Source organism: Paenibacillus sp. MMS20-IR301, from assembly GCF_032302195.1.
Classification (GTDB): domain Bacteria; phylum Bacillota; class Bacilli; order Paenibacillales; family Paenibacillaceae; genus Paenibacillus_AQ.
In genome coordinates, this window is sequence record NZ_CP135275.1 from 3,378,675 (window position 1) to 3,399,136 (window position 20,462).

11 protein-coding genes are annotated in these 20,462 nt (G+C 54.4%); 6 read left to right on the plus strand and 5 right to left on the minus strand.

Going from position 1 to position 20,462, the window contains the following annotated elements; all coding sequences use genetic code 11:
- Positions 1 to 45 precede the first annotated feature (45 nt).
- Together LOS79_RS14820 and LOS79_RS14825 are read right to left on the minus strand one after the other, a co-directional pair.
- Entirely contained in the window at positions 46 to 2,706 is a 2,661-nt protein-coding gene (locus LOS79_RS14820) for a copper amine oxidase N-terminal domain-containing protein (protein WP_315421100.1), read from the minus strand.
- Between the two features lie 157 nt (positions 2,707 to 2,863).
- Complete coding sequence (locus tag LOS79_RS14825) at positions 2,864 to 3,304, minus strand: hypothetical protein (RefSeq protein WP_315421103.1); 441 nt, start codon at positions 3,302 to 3,304, stop codon at positions 2,864 to 2,866.
- Between the two features lie 187 nt (positions 3,305 to 3,491).
- Between LOS79_RS14825 and LOS79_RS14830 the strand changes: the two genes are divergently transcribed.
- The 6 genes from LOS79_RS14830 to LOS79_RS14855 all read left to right on the plus strand — a co-directional run bounded on the left by LOS79_RS14830 (position 3,492) and on the right by LOS79_RS14855 (position 15,149).
- Positions 3,492 to 4,130, plus strand: a complete 639-nt coding sequence (locus LOS79_RS14830) for a class I SAM-dependent methyltransferase (RefSeq protein ID WP_315421105.1) — start codon at positions 3,492 to 3,494, stop codon at positions 4,128 to 4,130.
- A gap of 149 nt (positions 4,131 to 4,279) precedes the next feature.
- The gene (locus LOS79_RS14835) at positions 4,280 to 10,999 is read left to right on the plus strand and encodes a beta strand repeat-containing protein (RefSeq protein WP_315421106.1); all 6,720 of its coding nucleotides are present in this window, start codon (positions 4,280 to 4,282) and stop codon (positions 10,997 to 10,999) included.
- Entirely contained in the window at positions 10,996 to 12,681 is a 1,686-nt protein-coding gene (locus tag LOS79_RS14840; protein ID WP_315421107.1) for a hypothetical protein, read from the plus strand. Before LOS79_RS14835 ends, LOS79_RS14840 begins: the two co-directional genes overlap by 4 nt.
- 118 nt (positions 12,682 to 12,799) lie before the next feature.
- Entirely contained in the window at positions 12,800 to 13,960 is a 1,161-nt protein-coding gene (yhbH, locus tag LOS79_RS14845) for a sporulation protein YhbH (protein ID WP_315421109.1), read from the plus strand.
- A 281-nt stretch (positions 13,961 to 14,241) separates the two neighbouring features.
- The gene (locus LOS79_RS14850; RefSeq protein ID WP_315421112.1) at positions 14,242 to 14,571 is read left to right on the plus strand and encodes a PadR family transcriptional regulator; all 330 of its coding nucleotides are present in this window, start codon (positions 14,242 to 14,244) and stop codon (positions 14,569 to 14,571) included.
- Positions 14,568 to 15,149 carry a DUF2812 domain-containing protein gene (locus tag LOS79_RS14855; protein ID WP_315421115.1) on the plus strand — a complete coding sequence of 194 codons (582 nt, stop codon included), beginning with the start codon at positions 14,568 to 14,570 and terminating at the stop codon, positions 15,147 to 15,149. The genes LOS79_RS14850 and LOS79_RS14855 overlap by 4 nt, the downstream gene beginning before the upstream one ends.
- A gap of 566 nt (positions 15,150 to 15,715) precedes the next feature.
- Here the strand turns inward: LOS79_RS14855 and LOS79_RS14860 are convergent.
- From LOS79_RS14860 to LOS79_RS14870, 3 genes are all read right to left on the minus strand, one after another.
- A complete protein-coding gene (locus LOS79_RS14860) occupies positions 15,716 to 17,221 on the minus strand; it encodes an alpha-glucosidase/alpha-galactosidase (RefSeq protein WP_315421118.1) in 1,506 nt (501 codons plus the stop codon).
- A gap of 134 nt (positions 17,222 to 17,355) precedes the next feature.
- Positions 17,356 to 18,255 carry an AraC family transcriptional regulator gene (locus tag LOS79_RS14865; RefSeq protein ID WP_315422241.1) on the minus strand — a complete coding sequence of 300 codons (900 nt, stop codon included), beginning with the start codon at positions 18,253 to 18,255 and terminating at the stop codon, positions 17,356 to 17,358.
- Positions 18,256 to 18,358: 103 nt separating this feature from the next.
- Entirely contained in the window at positions 18,359 to 20,413 is a 2,055-nt protein-coding gene (locus tag LOS79_RS14870) for a methyl-accepting chemotaxis protein (RefSeq protein ID WP_315421120.1), read from the minus strand.
- Positions 20,414 to 20,462: the final 49 nt, after the last annotated feature.

Below are 20,462 nucleotides of genomic sequence, written 5' to 3' on the forward strand. Positions count from 1 at the left end.
CTGTGTTTTGTTTTTGCGGTCATAATGGAACTGTAGCGCATTAGCTCAATATTCGAAATCTTCCGTTGAATCAGATAGGCCGCCGGTCTGTGAACCGCTGCCTTTTGAAACAGCAAGAATATAAGCTTTATATTTCACCCCGCTGCTAATAGCATTACCGTTAACATCCCTCGCCGCTGCCGCAATAGTAAGATCTGCTCCGTTTGGTGCTGCCGCATTATACGAGGAAGACTGTACCCCAAGAGCATCACTGAGGCCAAATCCTTGTTTGGCAGGAACAATCAGTACCCGGTACTCGGAAATGTTGTTTTCATTCGAGGATCTGGTAAAGCTGACCCGGATTACATTATTGCTGACACCATACGTTACATTCGTTACGGACACGACCGGTGCTCTGCCTGCTAATGTAATCGCTGACGAGGCACCCGATAACACACTCGGACCGGAATAATTGCTGTCTGCAGCCGACAACACATACACCTTGTAGCCGACTCCGTCCTTAATTGCCGCGCCCCGCACATCTTTTGCCGAAGCATCAAGAACCTGGCTGGTGCTGTTGCCTGAAGTGCTTGCGACAGTATAGTACGGCGTATTAATCGCATCAGCCAGACTGAAGCTGCTGTAATAGGAGGTAGGCACAATCAAAATTCGGTACTGGGTGATGTAGGTTTCGTCCGGAGCATGGGTAAAGGCTACCCGCAGATCCCGGCCGTCGCTATAATCATCAACATCGCTCACGCTCAGGTCCGTAACCGCAGTCACGCTTGTGCCGTTCAGCAGCGTTATAACCGCCGAGCTGGCAGACAATACATTGGTTCCGGAATAAGTTCCGCTGCCGATGGATACTACATACACCCTGTAGCTGACTCCATTCTTGATTAAAGAGCCTCTGACATCCCGGGTTGTTGAAGCCAGCACTTGGCTGGTTACCGACCCTGATGTACCTATAGATGTATAGTTGCCGCTCGACACACTATTCGCATCGGACAGGCTGAAGCTGCTGTAGTAGGATGTAGGCACGACCATAATCCGGTACTGGCTGACATAAGTTTCATCCGCAGCATGATTGAAGGCTACCTTCAAATCACGGCCGTCATTATAGTCATTCACATCACTGACAGCCAGATTCGTTACTGCACTCAGGCTGTAATCATTCCACAGCATAATTTCTGCGGAAGCAGGCGACAGGATATTGGAACCCGAATTCGAGCCGCTTCCCACCGACAAGACATAGACCCGGTAATTAATTCCGTTCTTAATCAATGAACCCCGGACATCCCGGGTGGAGGAGGACAGCACCAGACTGGTAGAGGAGCCTGATGTGCCTACAGCTGAGTAGTAGGCGCTTGCCACGTTATTCGCCTCTGATACACTGAAGCTGCTGTAGTAGGACGTAGGCACGACCATAATCCGGTACTGGCTGATATAGCTTTCATCTGCGGCATGAGTGAACGAGACCCGCAGATCCCGGCCGTCATTATAGTCATTGACATCGCTGACACTCAGATTGCTGATTCCTGCAGTAGACAGGGTCAGAACTGAAGAAGCAGCGGATAACAGGCTGTTCGCTGTATTGCTGCTATTTACCGCCATCACGAATACGCGGTAGCTGATACCGTTTCTGATCAGCGCCCCGTCAGTATCCCTGGCGCCTGAGGACAGAACCTGGGAAATATTGCTTCCTGTTTTGCTGATTACCGTATAGTTTGCAGCGGGAACCGCATTGGCGGCAGCCAGGTTGAAGGAGGTATAATTCGCAGTCTTAACGGCGAATACCCGGTAGGAGCTTGTTTTGGACTCATCAGCCAGCTTGTTGAAGCTGACGAGGACATCCCGGCCGTCATTGTAATCATTAGTATCATTCACCTGAATGGTTCCCAGTATTGCAGCCGTCTTGTTCACCAGTGTAACTGTGGAAGAGCTGCTGGAAAGCACATTGGCATTATTTCCTTTGCCGATTGTCAGGACATACACTGTATATCCCTGATCATTCTTAATGGTATCGCCGTCCATGGTACGTGAACCCGAAGTTAAGGTGAACGACGGATTGGCTCCTGTAACAGGCAGGGCAGTGTAATTAGCAGCGGCTATCGTTTGGACCGAGGACAGATTCAGCCCGTATCCTGTTTTGACAATGAACACCCGGTACTGGTCAACCAGCGCCTCATTACCTCCCCGCACGAAGCTGACCTGCAAATCCCGGCCGTCCCCGTAGTCGCTCACATCCTGCCCGGTTACACCGGTTACCGGCGTGGAGCTTGTGTTGCCGTTGTCTACCGCCGGCGAAGTGATTGTTACGACCTTGGTGGTCTGATTCCAGCCCACCTCACGGCCCAGCGCTTCACTAACGAACCGTGTCGGCACCATGGTTCTGCCCTTCAGATTCAGGCCCGGCACATCCAGAGTAACCGACTTATTATTAATTGAAGCATTCTTTGAACCGATTTTCAGCACAATAGTCGTGCTGTCCTTAGTTGCCGTTACAGTCTGTGTCTTCTGATCCCAGAGAATTCTGGCATTGAAAGCTTCAAAGATTGCACGCAGCGGTACCATAGTCCGTCCATTCACCATTACCGGGGGCTGATCCATCGACAACGCAGTCCCGTCAATGATGACTTTGATCGGTGTGGCCGCCCGTGCCGGAACCCCAAAGAGCACCGGAAACACCATTAACCCTACAAGAATAGAAATCCATAACTTCTTCACACGCTCACCCTCCTGGATAGGCAAAAATCTCATTTTTTGCTATCTATTTGACGTAACGGGGATGAGAAAAGTTTCTGTCCAGAAAGGTTACAATAAAATAACTTTTTCAACTGTTAACCAGTGAATCCAGGGAGGCAAAAACTTGCGGCCCGAAGCCTTAAGGAGCCTCCGCCCCGTCTGCCTTATTCAGGCTGGACAGCACCCGCTGAATGGCCGTTTCATCACTTCCTACAACCCGTTCCACATATGCAAAAACAACGGCATCATCCATTTCCAGCAGCTCCGGAGCAGTCTCTGTACCTGCACCCAGCTCGAAGGCAGTCGGCCCCTCCTCTGTCTCGATTTCTACAGAATGGTTATCGATCTGCCCGATGTATCTCCCGCTGCCCTGAATAATCTGCACTTCTTCAGTTGCTTCCGGACCCGGTGAAGGAACAGGGCTTGGAGCTTCTGCAGCCGCTGTTTCCACAGGCGACGGGCTGACAGCCGGTTCTCCGGGCGCCTCAGCGGACTGACCTCCGCCGCAGGCTGTAATGGCCAGCATTAATACTGCAGCTGCGGCTAAGGCAGGCAGTGAGCGTAAACGGTGTATTCTCATGCTAAGTACCTCCTCGGGATATCTGACGGCAAGGCTTCTCGCCTGCCTTGCTTTACAGACAATTACCCTGCCAGCCAGGGTGTATAAACTTGCCGGACGGTGCTGGGCATCCGCCGTAAGCATAGAACCGCCGGATTAATACAATGGTGGAGAGCCTTTATTCAACCCTTTGAAGGAGTGATTTCCCTTGAGAATCGATATCGGCTGCGGAACCGGCAAAGAGTCGGGTTATCTGGGAATCGACCGCCTGCAATACCCTGGAGTGGATATCGTCTGCGATATTTGCGAGGGGATTCCGCTGCCGGATAATACTGCAGAATTCGTTATGGCCAGCCGGGTAATGCCCTACGTAAGCGACTTATTTGCGGCGATGTCCGAGATTTACAGAATCAGCACACATCAGGCAGTCGTCTGCATTCTCTCACCCTATGCCCATAGCTTCCCGCATGTCTCCAATCCTTTGTTCAAGCAGAAATTCGATGAATATACTCCGCGTTACCTCACAGGAAGATTTTTTCAGCCTTCACTAAGCCCGCTCTCACCGGAAATTCCGGATTATCCGGTTTCCCCGCCGCCCTTTGATTTCAGGCTGCTGAGAATGGAGCTTTTCTACCAGTATCCTTTTGACGAAGCGCTCTATGAAAGCGAGGAGCTGGAAGTACTGAGAACCCTCCAGTCTAATGTAGTCCATGAGATCATGTACCACTTTGCTGTAATCAAGCAGGAGATCAGCACGGAAGAGCTGGAATCCATGAGCAGAAAAGCTTACCCGGAACCACGGGCCCTGCTGGAGCGGAGGCGGCGGCTGCAGAACAGACAAGATTAACTTAGAAAATTCTCAGAAGGACATACAATAATGCCTGGCATCACACATAGGCTAATACAACACAAGAAAGATGGCACACCTGACCTCATACGGAGTCGGTCTGCTTTTTTTCGTTGTTAACCGAAATAATTCCAGTAACCCCAAAGGAGGTGAAAATCATTCCTCTAGTCGTTCGGTCTACGATTAATGCAACAGGCGCCATTACATTTACAGGCAACACCCTGGGGCTGAGCCGGTCCGATGTTATTGGTGTTCCGGGTACCCAGGACAGCATCGGAGCCTTCTCTACAATTAATACAGCCTCGGTATTCGGCACTTATCCTGCAGGAACCACGAGCCTGTACCAGAGCAACAGCTCTGCAGCCATTCTGGTCCTACCCGCCGGAAGCACAGTTCTATATGCAGAACTGATCTGGGGCGGTTCTTATATTAACGGTTCGGTCAATCTGAGTGCGGTGATCAATAATCCCGTATCCTTCACCACACCGCTCGGGAATACGGTCAGTGTATCCCCGGATGCAGCCACGGCTAATACGGTGGACTTAGGCGGCGGGGCGGCGGCGTATGTACGATCAGCTAATGTAACCAGCATTATCCAGGCCTCCGGTGCCGGAACCTATGTTACCGCTGGTGTAGTCGGCACTATCGTTATTGCCGGCGACTCTACGGCTAACCACGCGGGCTGGACGCTCGGAGTCATCTATTCCAATCCGTCACTGCCCTTCCGCAATATGTCCCTGCGGGCAGGCGCCGTTCTCGTCCAGTCCACCTCAGCTCCGGTGGTCACGACAATTACCGGCTTTGCCACCCCCGTCACCGGCGCGCTTGGCGGGCGGATTCTGTTCAGCGCCCAGGAAGGAGATGCGAACCGTTCAGGGGATCAGGCGCTTTTCGGACCTACCTCCGCCACCCAGGTCGCCTTGTCCGGGCCTAACAACTTTGCGAACAATTTCTTCGCTTCACAGATTAACAATGATACCGGCAACCTGAATACCACCGGAACCTTCGGGTCACGGAACCAGACGAACGGCAGTCCGGGCTCGAATATCACCGGCGGGCGGCAGGGCTGGGATATCACGAATGTCGATGTCTCCGCACGCCTGGTTAATAATCAGTCCTCGGCTTTGCTGACACTAACTACTTCAGGCGATGCCTACGTGGTGAACGGGAACGGGCTGCAGATTGATATCAACGCCCCCAAGATTGCTTTGACCAAAAGCGCCAGTGCCACCGGCACAGTCGTCGGCGATACCATTACCTACACTGTAACTGTCAATAATAGCGGTACGGCAAGCGCAGCCAGTGTTGTCCTGTCCGATACCCTGCCGGCAGGGCTGACGTTTATCGCAGGAAGTGTGGTCGTGGCCGGTGCCTCCAGGCCGACTTACGATATCACCGCAGGCATTCCGCTCGGCTCCCTGGCTCTCGGCACTTCAATCACCATTACATATCAAGCCAGGGTAACCTCACTGCCGAATCCGCAGTTTGTCCCTAACACCGCCACCGCTGCCTTCACCTTTCAAAGTGTGGCCGGCGGCCCGATTGTCAGCGGAGTCATTCCATCCAACACCAGCACAATTCCTGTATATTCTCCGGTCCTGGGCATTGTCAAAAGCGCGAATACGACCAATGCCACTGTCGGTGATCAGATCCTCTATACGCTGCAAATATCCAACACCGGCAATATCAGCGCCACAACGACGCTGACGGATAATATTCCTGCAGGCAGCACCTATGTGGCGGGCAGCTTCACTGTGAACGGCACACCGGTTGCCGGCAACCCTGCCGCCGGCATTCCGATCGGCACCATTGCCGCCGGCGGAAGCTCTACGGTCCAGTTCCGAGTACTGGTGAACAGCCTGCCTTCACCTCCGCAACTGGTTGACCAGGCTACGGCAGCTTATACCTTCCTGGTTCCCGACGGCCGGACTCTTTCGGGAAGCGCGGCTTCCAATACGCTGACCCTACCGGTCAGACTGCCGAATGTGGCCATTGTCAAAAGCGCCAGCTTCCCCGATGTTGCTGTAGGCGACACCCTGACGTATACATCGGTAGTCACCAACAACGGAATTGTTGCGGTCACTACTGTGGTGTTATCCGACCCGATACCTGCCGGCAGCACCTTTGTAACGGGGAGTGTTACCGTTGCGGGAACGGCCCGGCCTGCAGCAGATCCAGCTTCCGGGATTACTATCGGAACCGTCGCTCCAGGATCCAGTGCAGCGGTTACATTCCAGGTGAATGTCACCTCTATACCGGCAAGCGGCCAGCTCTCCAACCAGTCGTCTGCTTCTTACAGCTCGGGGGCATTTAATGCGATTACCCAGTCCAACACAACGTTAACTCCTGTATACCAGCCCGTCATTGGTATTGTCAAAAGCGCCAGCCCAAGCAGTGCCACCGTAGGAGGCAATGTGCAATATACGCTGGTGGTGCGGAATACCGGCAACCTGGCAGCAACGGTAACCATCACTGATAATATCCCGGCCGGCACAGCGTTCATCGCAGGAAGCGTCACAGTGAACGGGGTGGCCCGTCCCTCAGATTCTCCGGTCAGCGGCATTCCGCTGGGTTCCGTAGCAGCCGGGGCAACCTTTACGGTGACCTTCCTGGCCGCAGTACAATCGCTGCCTTCTCCGGCAACCCTGACAGACCAGGGAAGCGCCAGCTATACGTACCAGCTGCCGAGCGGACGGTCACTCGCAGGCGGGAGTGTCTCGAACACGGTCACAATTCCTGTATCTGCGCCCAATATAACGCTCCTCAAAAGCGCAAGCCTTACCGCTGTAGCCGTAGGTGAATACCTCACTTACACTATTGCGGTATCCAACCCGAGCGGCGTAGCGGTCAACAATGTTGTACTGTCTGATCCTGCTCCGGCGGGCAGTACGTTCGTCGCCGGAACCGTCACGGTGAACGGTACGCCATTGCCGTCTGCCAATCCGAATGCGGGGATCTCCCTGGGCACCATTGCCGCCGGAGCAGCCAGCACTGTCGTGTTCCAGGTCAATGCTGTTTCAGTACCCAGTCCGCCACAGCTGAACAACCGGGCCAGTGCCTCGTTCACAGCCGGAGCCTTCAGCGGTACGGCACTCTCGAATACCGTGCTTACCCCTGTGTTCATACCGGTGATTAATCTGGTCAAAAGCTCAAGTCCCGCCCAGGCCTCCGTGGGCAGCCTGCTCTCCTTCTCCATACAGGCCAGCAACAGCGGCAACATTGCCGCAACACTTAATCTGACGGATAATCTGCCGCCGCAAACCGTATTCGAGACCAACAGCGTAACTGTAGGAGGAACACCGCTGCCCGGCTACAGCCCGCTGACCGGTATCCCGGTAGGCCCGCTTGCACCCGGAGACAGTGTCACCGTCAGCTTCCTGGTTACCGTTACCGCGCTGCCGCCAAACCAGCAGCTGCTTAACTCGGCTGCCGCCTCCTACAGCTTCACGCTGCCGGACGGACGGGTGCTCGGCGGCAATGCCGGATCGAACACCCTGACAGTTCCTGTCTCTGCACCTAATGTCAGCATCGTCAAAAGCGTGAATGCCATCGATGCCGTAACCGGCGACATCCTCACGTACACCTCCGTATTGACTAACAACAGCATTACCTCTGTCAGCAACATCATTCTCAGTGACCCGCTGCCTGAGAATGTCGCTTTCATTCCCGGAACCGTAATTGTAGGCGGCGTCTCCCGGCCGCAGGCAGTTCCGTCCGCCGGCATTCCAATCGGCAGTCTGGCCCAAGGGGCATCAGTTGCCGTAACATTCGAGGTGAGGATAACAATGCCGATTCCTTCACAGGTTAATAACCAGTCAACCGTCAGCTTTACTTCCGGGGTCTTCTCCGGCTCATCATCATCCAATATTACCACCACACCGGTGACGCAGCCGCAGATTTCACTTGTCAAAAGCGCCAATGACCTGAACGCTACAGTCGGCGATACCGTCATCTACACCATTGTTGTCAGCAACAGCGGCAATGTCGCCGCCAATGTGACGCTGACCGACAATATCCCGGCCGGCACTTCCTTCGATCCCAACAGCGTCATTGTCGGTGGCTTCCCTCAGCCGGGAGCTGCACCGGATACCGGTATTGCAGTCGGTGTGGTCGCCCCGGGCGCCAGCATCTCGGTCAGCTTTACCGTATTCATTGTGTCCCTGCCTTCTCCGCAGCAGCTTGTGAATCAGGCATCCTCCACCTATACCTTCACTCCGCCCGACGGGCGTCTGCTAAGCGGAAGCGCAGCATCCAACACTGTGACGATCGCTGTCTCGGCTCCCAATGTAGCCGTCGTGAAGAGCACCACTTCAACTTCTGTAGCACTCGGGGATACCATTGCCTATTCCGTAAGCATCACCAATAACGGGATGGACCCGGTTAACAATGTAGTACTCAGCGATCCGACTCCCGGCGGGGCAAGCTTTGTAACAGGCAGCGTATCCGTGAACGGTGTTCCCTTCCCTAATGCCAATCCGGCTACAGGGGTAGCAGTCGGCACCCTCGCATCCGGGGCTTCTGCTGTAGTCTCTTACAGCGTCACTGTTACATCGGTACCTGCAGATACATCCATTGACAATCAGGCAACGGTAACCTACACCTCCGGTGTATTCGCCGGCTCCACCTTCTCCAATCACGTAGCAGTGCCTGTCTTCCAGCCGAATATTGCAGCGGCCAAATCAGCCAGCACTTCGAATGCAACAGTAGGCGATACCGTAACCTACACCCTGACAGTCACCAATACGGGCAACTATGGTGCAAATCTGACTGTCACAGACAATATTCCGGCCGGGACAACGTTTGTAGCCAACAGTGTACTGGTCAACGGACTGCCGTTGCCGCAGGCTGATCCTGCTGCCGGCATTGCCGCAGGAACCGTCGCTCCCGGAGGAACCGTCGCAGTCTCCTTCTCTGTGGTCATTACATCGCTGCCGTCCCCGCAGCTGCTGGTCAACCAGGGGACGGTGGCTTACAGCTTCACATTGCCGGACGGCAGAACGCTCGGCGGCTCTGTGCTTACCAACACACTGAATATTCCGGTCACGAATCCGAATCTCGGCGTAGTGAAATCTACTGCAACCACTGCAACCAATGTCGGTGACACCATTACGTATTCCGTCGCCCTGACTAACAACGGGATCGCCACCGTCAACAACGTAGTGTTTACAGATGCCCTGCCTGCAGGTACAGCTTTCGTTCCAGGCAGTGTACTTGTAGACGGTGTAGCACGTCCCGTAGCCTCACCGTCTACCGGGGTAACCATCGGCAGCATCGCTCCAGGCGCGACAGTCACCGTAGCATTCAGAGTAACTGTGACATCCCTGCCGGCTTCCGGTGTACTCAATAACCAGTCTTCGGTCAGCTTCACCTCCGGGGCATTGTCGAGTGTAGCCTTCTCGAATATTGTGACGACTCCGGTCTACCAGCCGATTGTTACAGCAGTCAAAAACTCGAACACGGCAAATGCTACTGTAGGGGATACTATTAACTACAGTGTAAGTGTCAGTAACACAGGTAATTATGCAGCTGCTGCCACCTTGACAGATACAATTCCCGCCGGCACAACCCTTGTACCGAACAGCGTGCTGATTAACGGCTTCCCTTCACCGGGGGCTGATCCGGCAACCGGGGTTCCGCTCGGCACCATTGCCGCCGGAGCAACATTAACCGTAATGTTCTCCGTTGTTATTGTTACACTGCCGGCCAGCCAGCAGCTCAGTAACCAGGCCATTATCACCTTTAACTATACGCTGCCTGACGGACGGACCTTCAACCAGTCGGCCAATTCGAATATTAATCAGATTTCCGTGTCTTCACCGAACGTGCTCGTGGCCAAGAGCACTACTGTAATTGATGCCGTTGTAGGGGATATTGTCCCTTACAGCATCAACGTGACCAACAGCGGAATTGCCCCGATTAACAATGTTGTGCTGAGCGACCCGATTCCGGCAGGTGCTTCCTTCGTTGCCGGCAGCGTCACCGTGGACGGCACTCCGGTACCGGGAGGAAGCCCTGCTAACGGTATAGCTCTGGGAACCATTGCCCCGGGTGCCAGCATTGTGGTCACCTTCAATACCCGGGTCAATACGCTGCCTAATCCGGCTACGCTGAGCAACCAGGCTTCAGTGAGCTTCACTTCCGGTGCCTTCTCAGGCGCATCATATTCCAATACACTGGTTATTCCGGTCTACCAGCCGATTATCGGCATCCTGAAATCTGCGGATACCTCGAACGCAACTGTCGGCGATACCGTCACGTACGCCTTCAGTGTAACCAACACAGGCAACCTGCCGGCTAATGTCATCTTGACTGACTCCATCCCGGCGGGCGGCGTATTCGTTCCGAACAGTGTTCTTGTCAACGGCCAGCCCGTACCGGGAGCTAATCCGACAACCGGAATCAATCTCGGCACAGTCGCTGCCGGGGCTACAGTTGTGGTAACGGTAACGCTGCAGGTAACGGTAGCTTCCCTGCCTTCCCCGCAGCAGCTGGTGAACCAGGCCGCCGCCACCTTCACCTTCACGCCGCCGGATGGACGTCTGCTCTCCGGTTCTGCCGTATCCAACACTCTGGTTATCCCGGTCTCTTCACCGGACGTTACAGCGGTCAAGAGCACACCTTCCATCGACGCAGTCGTCGGGGATCTGATTACGTATACCATTGTTGTGACCAACAACGGTATTGTTGCCGTGAACAATGTTGTGCTGGTTGACCCGATCCCGGCAGGCAGCCAGTTTGTCACAGGCAGTGTCTCGGTCGACGGCGTCTTCCGTCCCGGCGCCAATCCGGCAACCGGTGTCCAGATCGGTACGATTGCTCCGGGTGCCTCTTCAACCGTCACCTTCCAGGTTCAGGTTATTGCTATATGACAGAAGGCTGGGGGCTTCAGCCTGTCGTGACTAATCAATCTATGGTTAGATTCAGCTCGGCAGAGGGAACGGATGCTATTACCTATTCCAATACCGTTAATACATCTGTCGTCGGTCCTGTTCTGTCTCTGGTTAAGCAAAGTGACCGCACGAGCGCCTCGCTGGGCGAGACGCTCGTCTATACCGTGACTGCCAGGAACAGCGGCAACACGCCCGCCCTGCTTACCATCGTCGATGTTCTTCCCGCCGGTGTATCCTTTATTGCCAACAGCGTACTTAAGGACGGAGTGCCCCTTCCGGGGGTCACTCCCTCTTCCGGCATACCTGCGGGGCTGCTCGTACCGCACTCGGGAATCACTATCGCTTTCCAGGTGATCGTAGTTTCGCTCCCGCCATCGCTAACACTGAATAATCAGGCAACCGGCGTCTACTCCTTTGTTACACCGGAGGGAAGAACAGTCCGCGGTGAGGTCCTTTCGAATCCGGTCAGCCTCTCTTTGCTCTCTTACCAGCTGTCCACCCTGCTCTCAGCCAGTACGCCGACTACATTCATCGACGATGCTGTGACTTATACCCTGCGGCTCAGGAATGAAGGCAGCCGCCAGTTGTCAGGAATCACCGCTACCATCCCGGTTCCCGAAGGTGCTGCATTCATCCCCGGCAGCGTCGTTGCCGGCGGAGTCTACCAGCCGGATGCTGATCCGGCCCTTGGCATCCGGCTGGGCTCCTTGAGTACAGGCTCGGATGCCGAGATTTCCTTCCGCGTCAGAATAACCGCAAGTCCGGCGGATTCCGTGTTACTGGCAAAGGCGGAGGTCTCTTATACAGTTAATGACAGCCGGGACAGCACGGAGAGCAACACCGTGCAGATTACCGTAGTCCAGGCGGGAGTAACGGCCAGACTGAAGGTTGATCTATACAGCGCTGCTCCCGGTGACAACCTGCGGTATGAATTCACTGTACGGAACAGCGGCAATCTGGCGGTGAATGCCCTGCTTACGGATGCCGTCCCGGCTGGCGTATTATTCGTCTGGGACAGCATCCGCCTGAACGGCATCCCGCAAAAGGGTGTAAACCCCGGAGAAGGTATACCGCTCGGAACGATACGGGCAGGCTCAGCGGCCGTGGTTGATTTTCTTGTCTCCATCCCTGCTGCCGTCAACATCCGCCAGACTCCGGCCATTCAGAATCAGGGCGATGTCCAGTATACCTTCACCCTTCCAGACGGGCGCAATGTCCGGCAGACCGCAAGGTCCAATCCGGTCACTACCCTGCTGTTCTCGCCGGTAATCTCGATTATAATGCAGGGCGAGCCGCCGATTGTGGAGCCTGGGGGTTTCGCTGAATTCAAAGTTCAGGTAACCAACAGCGGCAATTATCCAGCGGAGGTATCAGTAGTCCGGGTGGTGCCGCGAGGAACGATTATTGATCCTGACATCATTACGGTCAGCGCCCTGACTGTACCGGAAAACTCATATAGCGGAACGGTGTCTTTGGGCCAGCTTGAAGCAGGGCAAACCGTTACTCTTACTTATTTTGTTAAAATCAATATTGATTATTTAGGGAAATCACTTCAAGGCTATTCCACCGCACTGTATACGTTCACGATTGACGGGCGTAACTACTCCGGGGAGGCCAACTCAAACAGCTACAAGCTGCTCATTGAAGAAATCAGCGAATAAGCGGATCAGACTGCTCACATATCCCTGAGCCCCATGAATATACTTTAGTTACAGCCTGCCGCAATCGTCTCAAGTGCAGTCCGTACCCATTTCAGAGAACCATGGGAGGTGGTCATCCTTGTCCCAGCCAACCGGTCCATACGCCTTTGTCGTGTCCAAAGAAGACTGGTCCCTTCACCGCAAAGGCCATCAGGATCAGGAGCGTCACCAGCAAAAGGTCAGAGAAGCCATTAAAGGTAATCTGCCGGATCTTGTTACGGAGGAGAATATTATTTTGTCGGGCGGCAAGCAGATTGTGAAGGTGCCGATCCGCAGCCTGGATGAATACCGGATTATCTATAACTTCCGCAAGCAGAAGCATGTCGGCCAGGGAGACGGGGAGAGTCAGGTCGGTGACGTGCTTGGCCGCGATTCACAGTCCACCCAGCCGGGTAAAGGCGACAAAGCAGGAGATCAGCCCGGACAGGATACCGTTGAGGCTGAGGTTAATCTTGAGGATCTGGAGGATATTCTATTCCAGGATCTGGAGCTGCCCCGCCTTAAGCCGAAGGATAAGGAAGAGATTGAGGTCAAATCCATAGTCTTCAACGATATCCGCAAAAAAGGCATGATGTCGAACATCGATAAAAAGCGCACACTGCTTGAGAATCTCCGGCGCAACGCCAGCAGCGGCAAGCCCGGCATCCACAGCATCAGTCCGGATGATCTGCGCTACAAAACTTGGGATGACATCACCGTCCCCCATTCCAATGCCGTAATTATTGCGATGATGGACACTTCAGGCAGCATGGGTACTTTTGAAAAATACTGCGCCCGCAGCTTCTTCTTCTGGATGACCCGCTTCCTGCGCCGCCAGTATGAGAAGGTGGAGATTGTCTTCCTCGCCCATCATACGGAGGCCAAAGAGGTCAGCGAGCATGATTTCTTCACCCGCGGGGAGAGCGGCGGCACCATCTGCTCCTCAGCCTATCAGAAGGCACTCGAGATTATCGACAGCCGGTATCCGCCGGCCAAATACAATATCTATCCCTTCCATTTCTCGGACGGTGACAACCTCACCTCCGACAATGAGCGCTGCGTCAAGCTGATCGGCGAGCTGCTGAAGCGCAGCAATATGTTCGGCTACGGCGAAGTGAACCAGTATAACCGCAGCAGCACGCTGATGTCTGCCTACCGCCACCTGAAGCAGGAGCAGTTCATGCATTACGTTATTAAGGATAAGAAGGAAGTCTATCAGGCGCTGAAGACCTTTTTCGGCAAAAAACCAGCCGGTGCTTGAGGACTGACGTGTCAGAACCAGAACCGCCATGTCTCCCCGTACCTGTTATTCTGGTGAACTCAGTTCCCCCGTGAACCGTTCCTACGGTACGCGGGGGATTTTTGTGCTGCGCGGCAGAGAATTCCGCAAAAGCCTGTTGACTATTGTATCGGCGGCCGATATACTTTATATATCGTCAGACGATATAGCGGCAAATGATATAACGTTAAATGATGTAAATTGGCGGCTCTGTCCTGGAACTAGGCAGAAGGCTGCGAAATTAAGGGAGGCAGGTGAGGCAATTGTCAGGAAGCAGCGAATACGGAGCATTAACAGAGGGCGTATATTATATCCTTCTGTCATTATTCACCCCGATGCACGGCTACGGGATTATGCAGAATGTGAAGCTGCTCAGCAGCGGCCGTGTCGAGCTTGGTGCTGGCACACTGTACGGTGCCTTGAGCACGCTGACAGAGCGGGGCTGGATTCTGCCGCTGGCGGGCGGCCAGGATTCCCGCAAGAAGGAATACGAGATTACGGAGACAGGCAGAGCTGCTCTGCAGAATGAAATGGCAAGGCTTGACGAGCTGCTCTCTAATGGAAGAAAGCTGATGGGAGGCGAAGTGGAATGAGCCAGGTGGTGCGCAAGTATTTTATCGACTTCGAGAAGGAAGAGCAGTGGCTGAATGAGATGTCGGATAAGGGGCTCGCACTCATTGAATACTCATGGGCCCGTTATGTGTTCGAGGAGAGTGCCAAGGGAGAGTATATTTACCGGATTGAGCTCCTTGAGGATGATCCGCAGAAAGGCAAGTCGGCCGATTACCTGCAGTTTATGGAGGAGACCGGGGCGGAGCGCGTACCTGCCGGCAAGCAGCCGGGGAGCAAGCGTATATATCTGGGCCAGCGCTGGATTATTTTCAGACGAAAAGCTTCAGAAGGCAATTTCACGATCTACTCCGATATCGATTCCAAAATCAAGCATTATCAAAGAATTCACAGACTTTGGCTCTCCCTGGCCATTATGGAGCTGATCATCGGCTGCTTCAATGTAGGGCTGATCATCCTGAACAACCCTGATTATATCTACAGAATTAATTTCACCCTTGGCGTGCTGCTGATCATACTGGGCATATTCTTCGCGCTTCTCTGTGTGCCTGTCCACCGCAAAATCTCCAGGCTGCAAAACGACAAGCTGATCCGGGAGTAAGTTCTCAGCTGCTTTTAGCTGCCGCGAAAGCTGCTGCTTCAATGATACATGCGTTGTGAATCATAGGAGCGCCCGATCCGATCCAAACGGACATCACAGCCCTTATCCGCGCATAATCTGCCTATCTGGCAGCTTTGCGGACACCACGGACCTTATGCGGCATCTTTTATGTGCCAGCGCTACTTTTCCGGCGAAATAACGGCGCTGGTGTCCGCAATGACTGGCATTAGCTGCATTTCCGTAAGCTTAAGGCCTCTCATGTCCGTAACGCTGAGCTAATCACTTGAAAACCGCTCTGCGACTGTCTACTTTTTCCGCACAGGTCCACAATCACTATTATTATCACCACAGGCACCTCTATAAAGGCAATGCCGAAGCTTTAAGTATGCTTTCTCCACTTCTCGCCTAAGAGCATCCGCCAATACGAAAGGCCGGAAGCATACGGGCTGCTCCCGGCCGGGCATAACCTAATTAGTTTAGTTAAAATGTACGTTGAGTGTACTTTTGCCACATCTTCGGCAGACTTTAGTCACCTTTACCACACTCCGGCATATTCCGGGATACTCTTACTGTACCTTCTCGCGGTCCTTGCCCTTGTCGGATTCACCGGCGTTTTTGTTTGCAGCATCGCGGTCCTGCTGCATTTCCTCCACCGTCTTCACTTTCAGCCGGGCTGCGCCGGTATTGCCGGCCAGCGTCGGAATCAGATTGCCGGAGGCGAGTCGTTCCTTCGCTTCGGCAATCGCAGCGCTGTACTGCGGCAGCCACGGCTCCCCGGCCACCAGCATTTCATCGACCATCTGCCAGATCTCCTTCGGATTGCAGACCGCGCCGACCAGCGGGTCCATCATGAACGCCTGGCGCAGCAGCTGGTCGTCGCCGTGCACCGCTGCCTCCACCGCCAGCCGCTGCACAGAGATGCTGACGTTACAAACTGCTGCCGGACCCAGCGGCAATTCACCGACCAGCGGCATCGAGATACCGTTGCGGTCCACAAATCCCGGCGCTTCAATAATGGCATCATTCGGCAGATTAGAAATCACTCCGTTATTCACGGCATTGAAATGCCCTCTGTACACCCGGCCAGTCTCAAGACCTTCAATGATATAAGAGCCGTGCTCTTCACCGCGGTTCTCCCGCGTATACTCCAGGGCAGGATCCTTCATCCAGTTCGGGAAATCCGTCTCAAACCAGTTACGGCCTTCCGTGCAGACCCGCAAGTAGCCGCCGGTCTCCCCGTTAATCCAGCTGCCCAGATCAATCCAGTCCATGATCTCGCTGCTGCGCTTACGGTACCAGGGAACATATTCGCTCAAGTGGCCGTTTGACTCTGTGCTGTAATAGCCGAAGCGGCGGAGCATATCGATCCGCACCTTCTCCGTACGGCTGAATTCCGGATGCTGCTCGAAGGCCGCAAGCAGACCGGCTGTCAGATCTTTGCCCTCATGCTTCGCGGAGATATACCAGGTCTGGTGGTTAATCCCGGCGCAGATAATATCCACCTGTGATTTCTCCAGCCCGTAGACTTCAGCAATCTGCTGATGTCCATGCTGTACACCGTGACAGAGCCCGATGGTCCGCACGCCGCCGTATTTATTGCAGGCCCAGGTCAGCATAGCCATTGGATTCGAATAGTTCAGCAGCAGTACATCCGGTGCAGCATTCTCGCGGATATCGCGGCAGATCTCCAGCATCTCGGCAATGCCGCGCTGCCCGTACATAATCCCGCCTGCACTCAGCGTATCCCCTACACACTGGTCTACCCCATACTTCAGCGGAATGTCTACATCGGTCGCGAACGCTTCAAGCCCGCCCATGCGGATAGTACAAAATACGTACTTGGCATTCTTGAGAGCCTCTCTGCGGTCCGTGGTCGGCTTGATGGTAATATCCAGCCCGTTCTCACGGATATCCCGCTGGCACAGCTCGGTAACCATCTGCAGATTATGGCTGTTTATATCCATGAATGAGACTTCAATATTGCGGAATTCCGGTACAGTCAGCAGGTCGCGCAGCAATCCGCGGGTAAATCCGATACTGCCTGCCCCGATAAAGGTTACTTTAAAAGACATATGATCATCCTCCGGCAATGAATTGTTGATTCCTGTCCATTGTAGCAAGGAGGCTGCAGTAAGCGTAACCAATATCATGACCACTTTGCCGTTATAGTGTCAACAATCCTCACCTATTCTACAATGCACAAGCTTCATTGCTCATCCTTCCAGGAAGAACGTTCGATGGAATTACGGTATTCAATCGGGGTACAGCCGGTATACTTTTTGAACAGGAGATGAAAATACTGCCGGCTGCTGATCCCGACATAATCGGCGATCTCTGCCACCGGTATCTCACTCTGCCCAAGCAGCATCCGGGCCTTCTCCATGCGCAGAGTGTTCAGATAATCCGTAAGCGTCTGCCCGGTATGTATTCTGAATATCCGGTGCAGATAACCCGGATGGACGTTGACCGAATCGGCAACCTCCTTCACCTGCAAGCTCCGGTCATAGTTCTGGTGGAGGAATTCTACAGCGCGCCGTACATACAGCTGCGAAGGCTGCCCGCTTGCCGGCAGCGCTTCCCGCCGCAGTCTGGACAGGCGCAGTAGCAGCTCGGAGAACAAGAGATGCACCATGCTGCTTCCGTTCCTGCCTCTCTGATCCAGCTCCAGCACGAGCGCCTTCAGCACATGGAAGACCTCCTCCTGATCCGCGAGCACCAGGCTGGTGAACGGGCTGCGTATAAATTCCGCCAGCGTCTCCTCCTCCCGGGCCAGCCGGCCGACAGAAGGTGCCAGCCCGGAATACTCAGTGAAGGCAAATTCAACATTAAGCATCCGGCAGGAAGCGCCGTTATCCACAATCAGCCGGTGCGGAACCCCGGCATCCAGCAGAATCAGCTCCCCCCGTTTCAGCTGGTAAGGGATATCCTTGCCGGATCCATCCCGTACCTCTACCGCACAGCTCCCCGAAATAAGGTACATAATTTCCGTGGAGTTGTGCTGATGGTAGGCCATCGTATAATTGCTCCACTGCTTATAATAGTAGGCCAGGAAATGCGGGCTGTAATCGCCGTCCAGCAGCCCCTGCTGGAACAGGCTTCCGTTCATATCCGTCATGCGGCGGCTCCTCTCACGGTGATATCGGTAGCCCTAGTGTATCCCTTGCGACGGATAAGGACAACAAGCATGACGGCCCGATGAAGCAGATCAGCTAACCCTGGAAAGAAATCATCGATTGCTTCAGCTCCTCCGCCAGCTCCTCCAGCCTGCCGGACAGGGCCACCAGCTCCTCACTCACAATAAATTGCTGCGTGGACATCGAGGCCACTTCCTCAGTTGAGGCTCCGGTCTGCTGCACAACTGAAATCACACTCGCCATGGATGCTCCCAGCTGCTGCTGATAACCGGTCAGCTCGGAGACAGCCGCAGAAGATTGGCTGAGGTAGCTGCTGAAATCCTCCATCTCTGCCCGGACACTTTCAAAGATCCGCGAAGATTCGCGGACCGAGACAATCTGCCCGCTAAACAGCGGCGCAGCTTCCCCTACAACCTTGACCGTATTCTCGATATGCCCGCTGATCTCCTCTGTAATTCTGGAGACAGACGCAATCGACTGGCTGGATTGATTGGCAAGTTCTCTGATCTCATCGGCGATGACAATGAATCCTCTCCCGGCAGCCCCTGCACGTACCGCTTCAATTGAAGCATTAAGGGCCAGAATATTCGTCTGCTTGTTCATGGCAATCATCGGCGCAAGAATGCTGCGGATCAGCACCGTGCTGTCCCGCAGCATCGCCGAGTTCTCCTGGATCAGATTCATCATCTTCAGGGCGGATTCGCTTTGATCCACCAGCTTCTTCATCAGCTCCGCTCCCTGATCGCTTACAGCCATGACTTTACCTGCGGAATCAGCCATGACCGCATTCGTCCCGGATACCTCGTTTGTCTTGTCCCCCATCAGCTCCACCTTGCGGTTGCTGCCCTCTGCTTCAGCCGCCAGACTGGCAGCTCCGCCGGCGATCTCGCCGGTTGCGGCGGCTACTTCCCTGGCATGGCTGCTAATTGCTCCTGAAGCAAGCACCAATTGCTCGGATGTGGCCAGTACGGCAGCAGCCGAACTGCTGCTCTGCCCGGCCAGCCGGGAGATCTGCTCCATCATCCTGTTGAAGCTGTGGCCCAGACGCCCGATTTCATCCCGGCCCTTGAAGCTCGTCCGCACCTGCAGATTGCCCTGCTCACCCTCCTCCATCAGCCGGGCCAGCTTGCCCAGCGGACGGCCGATCAGCCGCACCAGAATGTAACCGATGAAGAGAGCAATGAGAGCTGCAGCAAGCACCACCAGCAAGGTAATATAGAGCAGCCGGTCTGCCGATTTGGTAAAGTCAGTCACCGGCGCATACCCCAGCAAGGTCCAGTCAGCTGTCATCAGATGCTGATAGACTACAAGCTGGGAGTTGCCTTGTTCATCTGCGGCAGTGAAGGATTGCTTCTGCCCTTCAGCTTCGCCCTCTGCAGCCCGTATAGAAGAAGGCTGTCCGAGCAGCGTGACATCTGCCCCGTACACAATATTGCCTGCCTTATCAAGGATACGGATCTCCCCGGCAAGTCCGATGTGAAGATTGGATAAGACATCAGTCAGCGCTTTGCCCTTCACCTCAATCAGCATATAATACTCCGCAGCCGGGTTCTGGATATTCCGCAGCAGACGGCCCATCGTCATGGAAGACTCACTGTACGCATCGAAGAAGCCTTTGGCCCGGACGGGGAACCAGACGGGATTGCCTTTGCCGTTATCGATCTCCTTCATACGGGCAAGAATCCCGTCATCACTGCGCACCCCGCTGATGCCGGTTGATTTGTAAGATTCAGCATCCACCATACTCCGGGACACCAGCCGGACTCCCAGCAGACGCTCATCAGAGCCCCTGACGGAATCCAGCTTACGGCGGATCCGGTCTTCAGCCGCCACCTTGGCTACTGTGCCGGCAACCGGATCATTGACTGTCTCCATATCCGCCTTCAAGACAGAATCTACGGCGAACTGCCTTGAAAGCGCTTCATATTCAGCGAACAGGAAGTCCAGCTTGTCCGCCGCCTGCACAATAGACTGTGAGGATGCTGCTGCCACCTCGTCGGTAATGATTCCTTTTGCAGCATAATAAGAGGTTAAGCCAAGTACAGAGGACAATAGAACAATGGTACAGAACAGAATCACAAACAGCTTGACGCCAACCGATCGCATATTTAATTTCCGCTGCCGTTTCATTACGCTCTCCCCTTATTTTTCTCGGTACAAAAATACAGGTGCAGCCCTG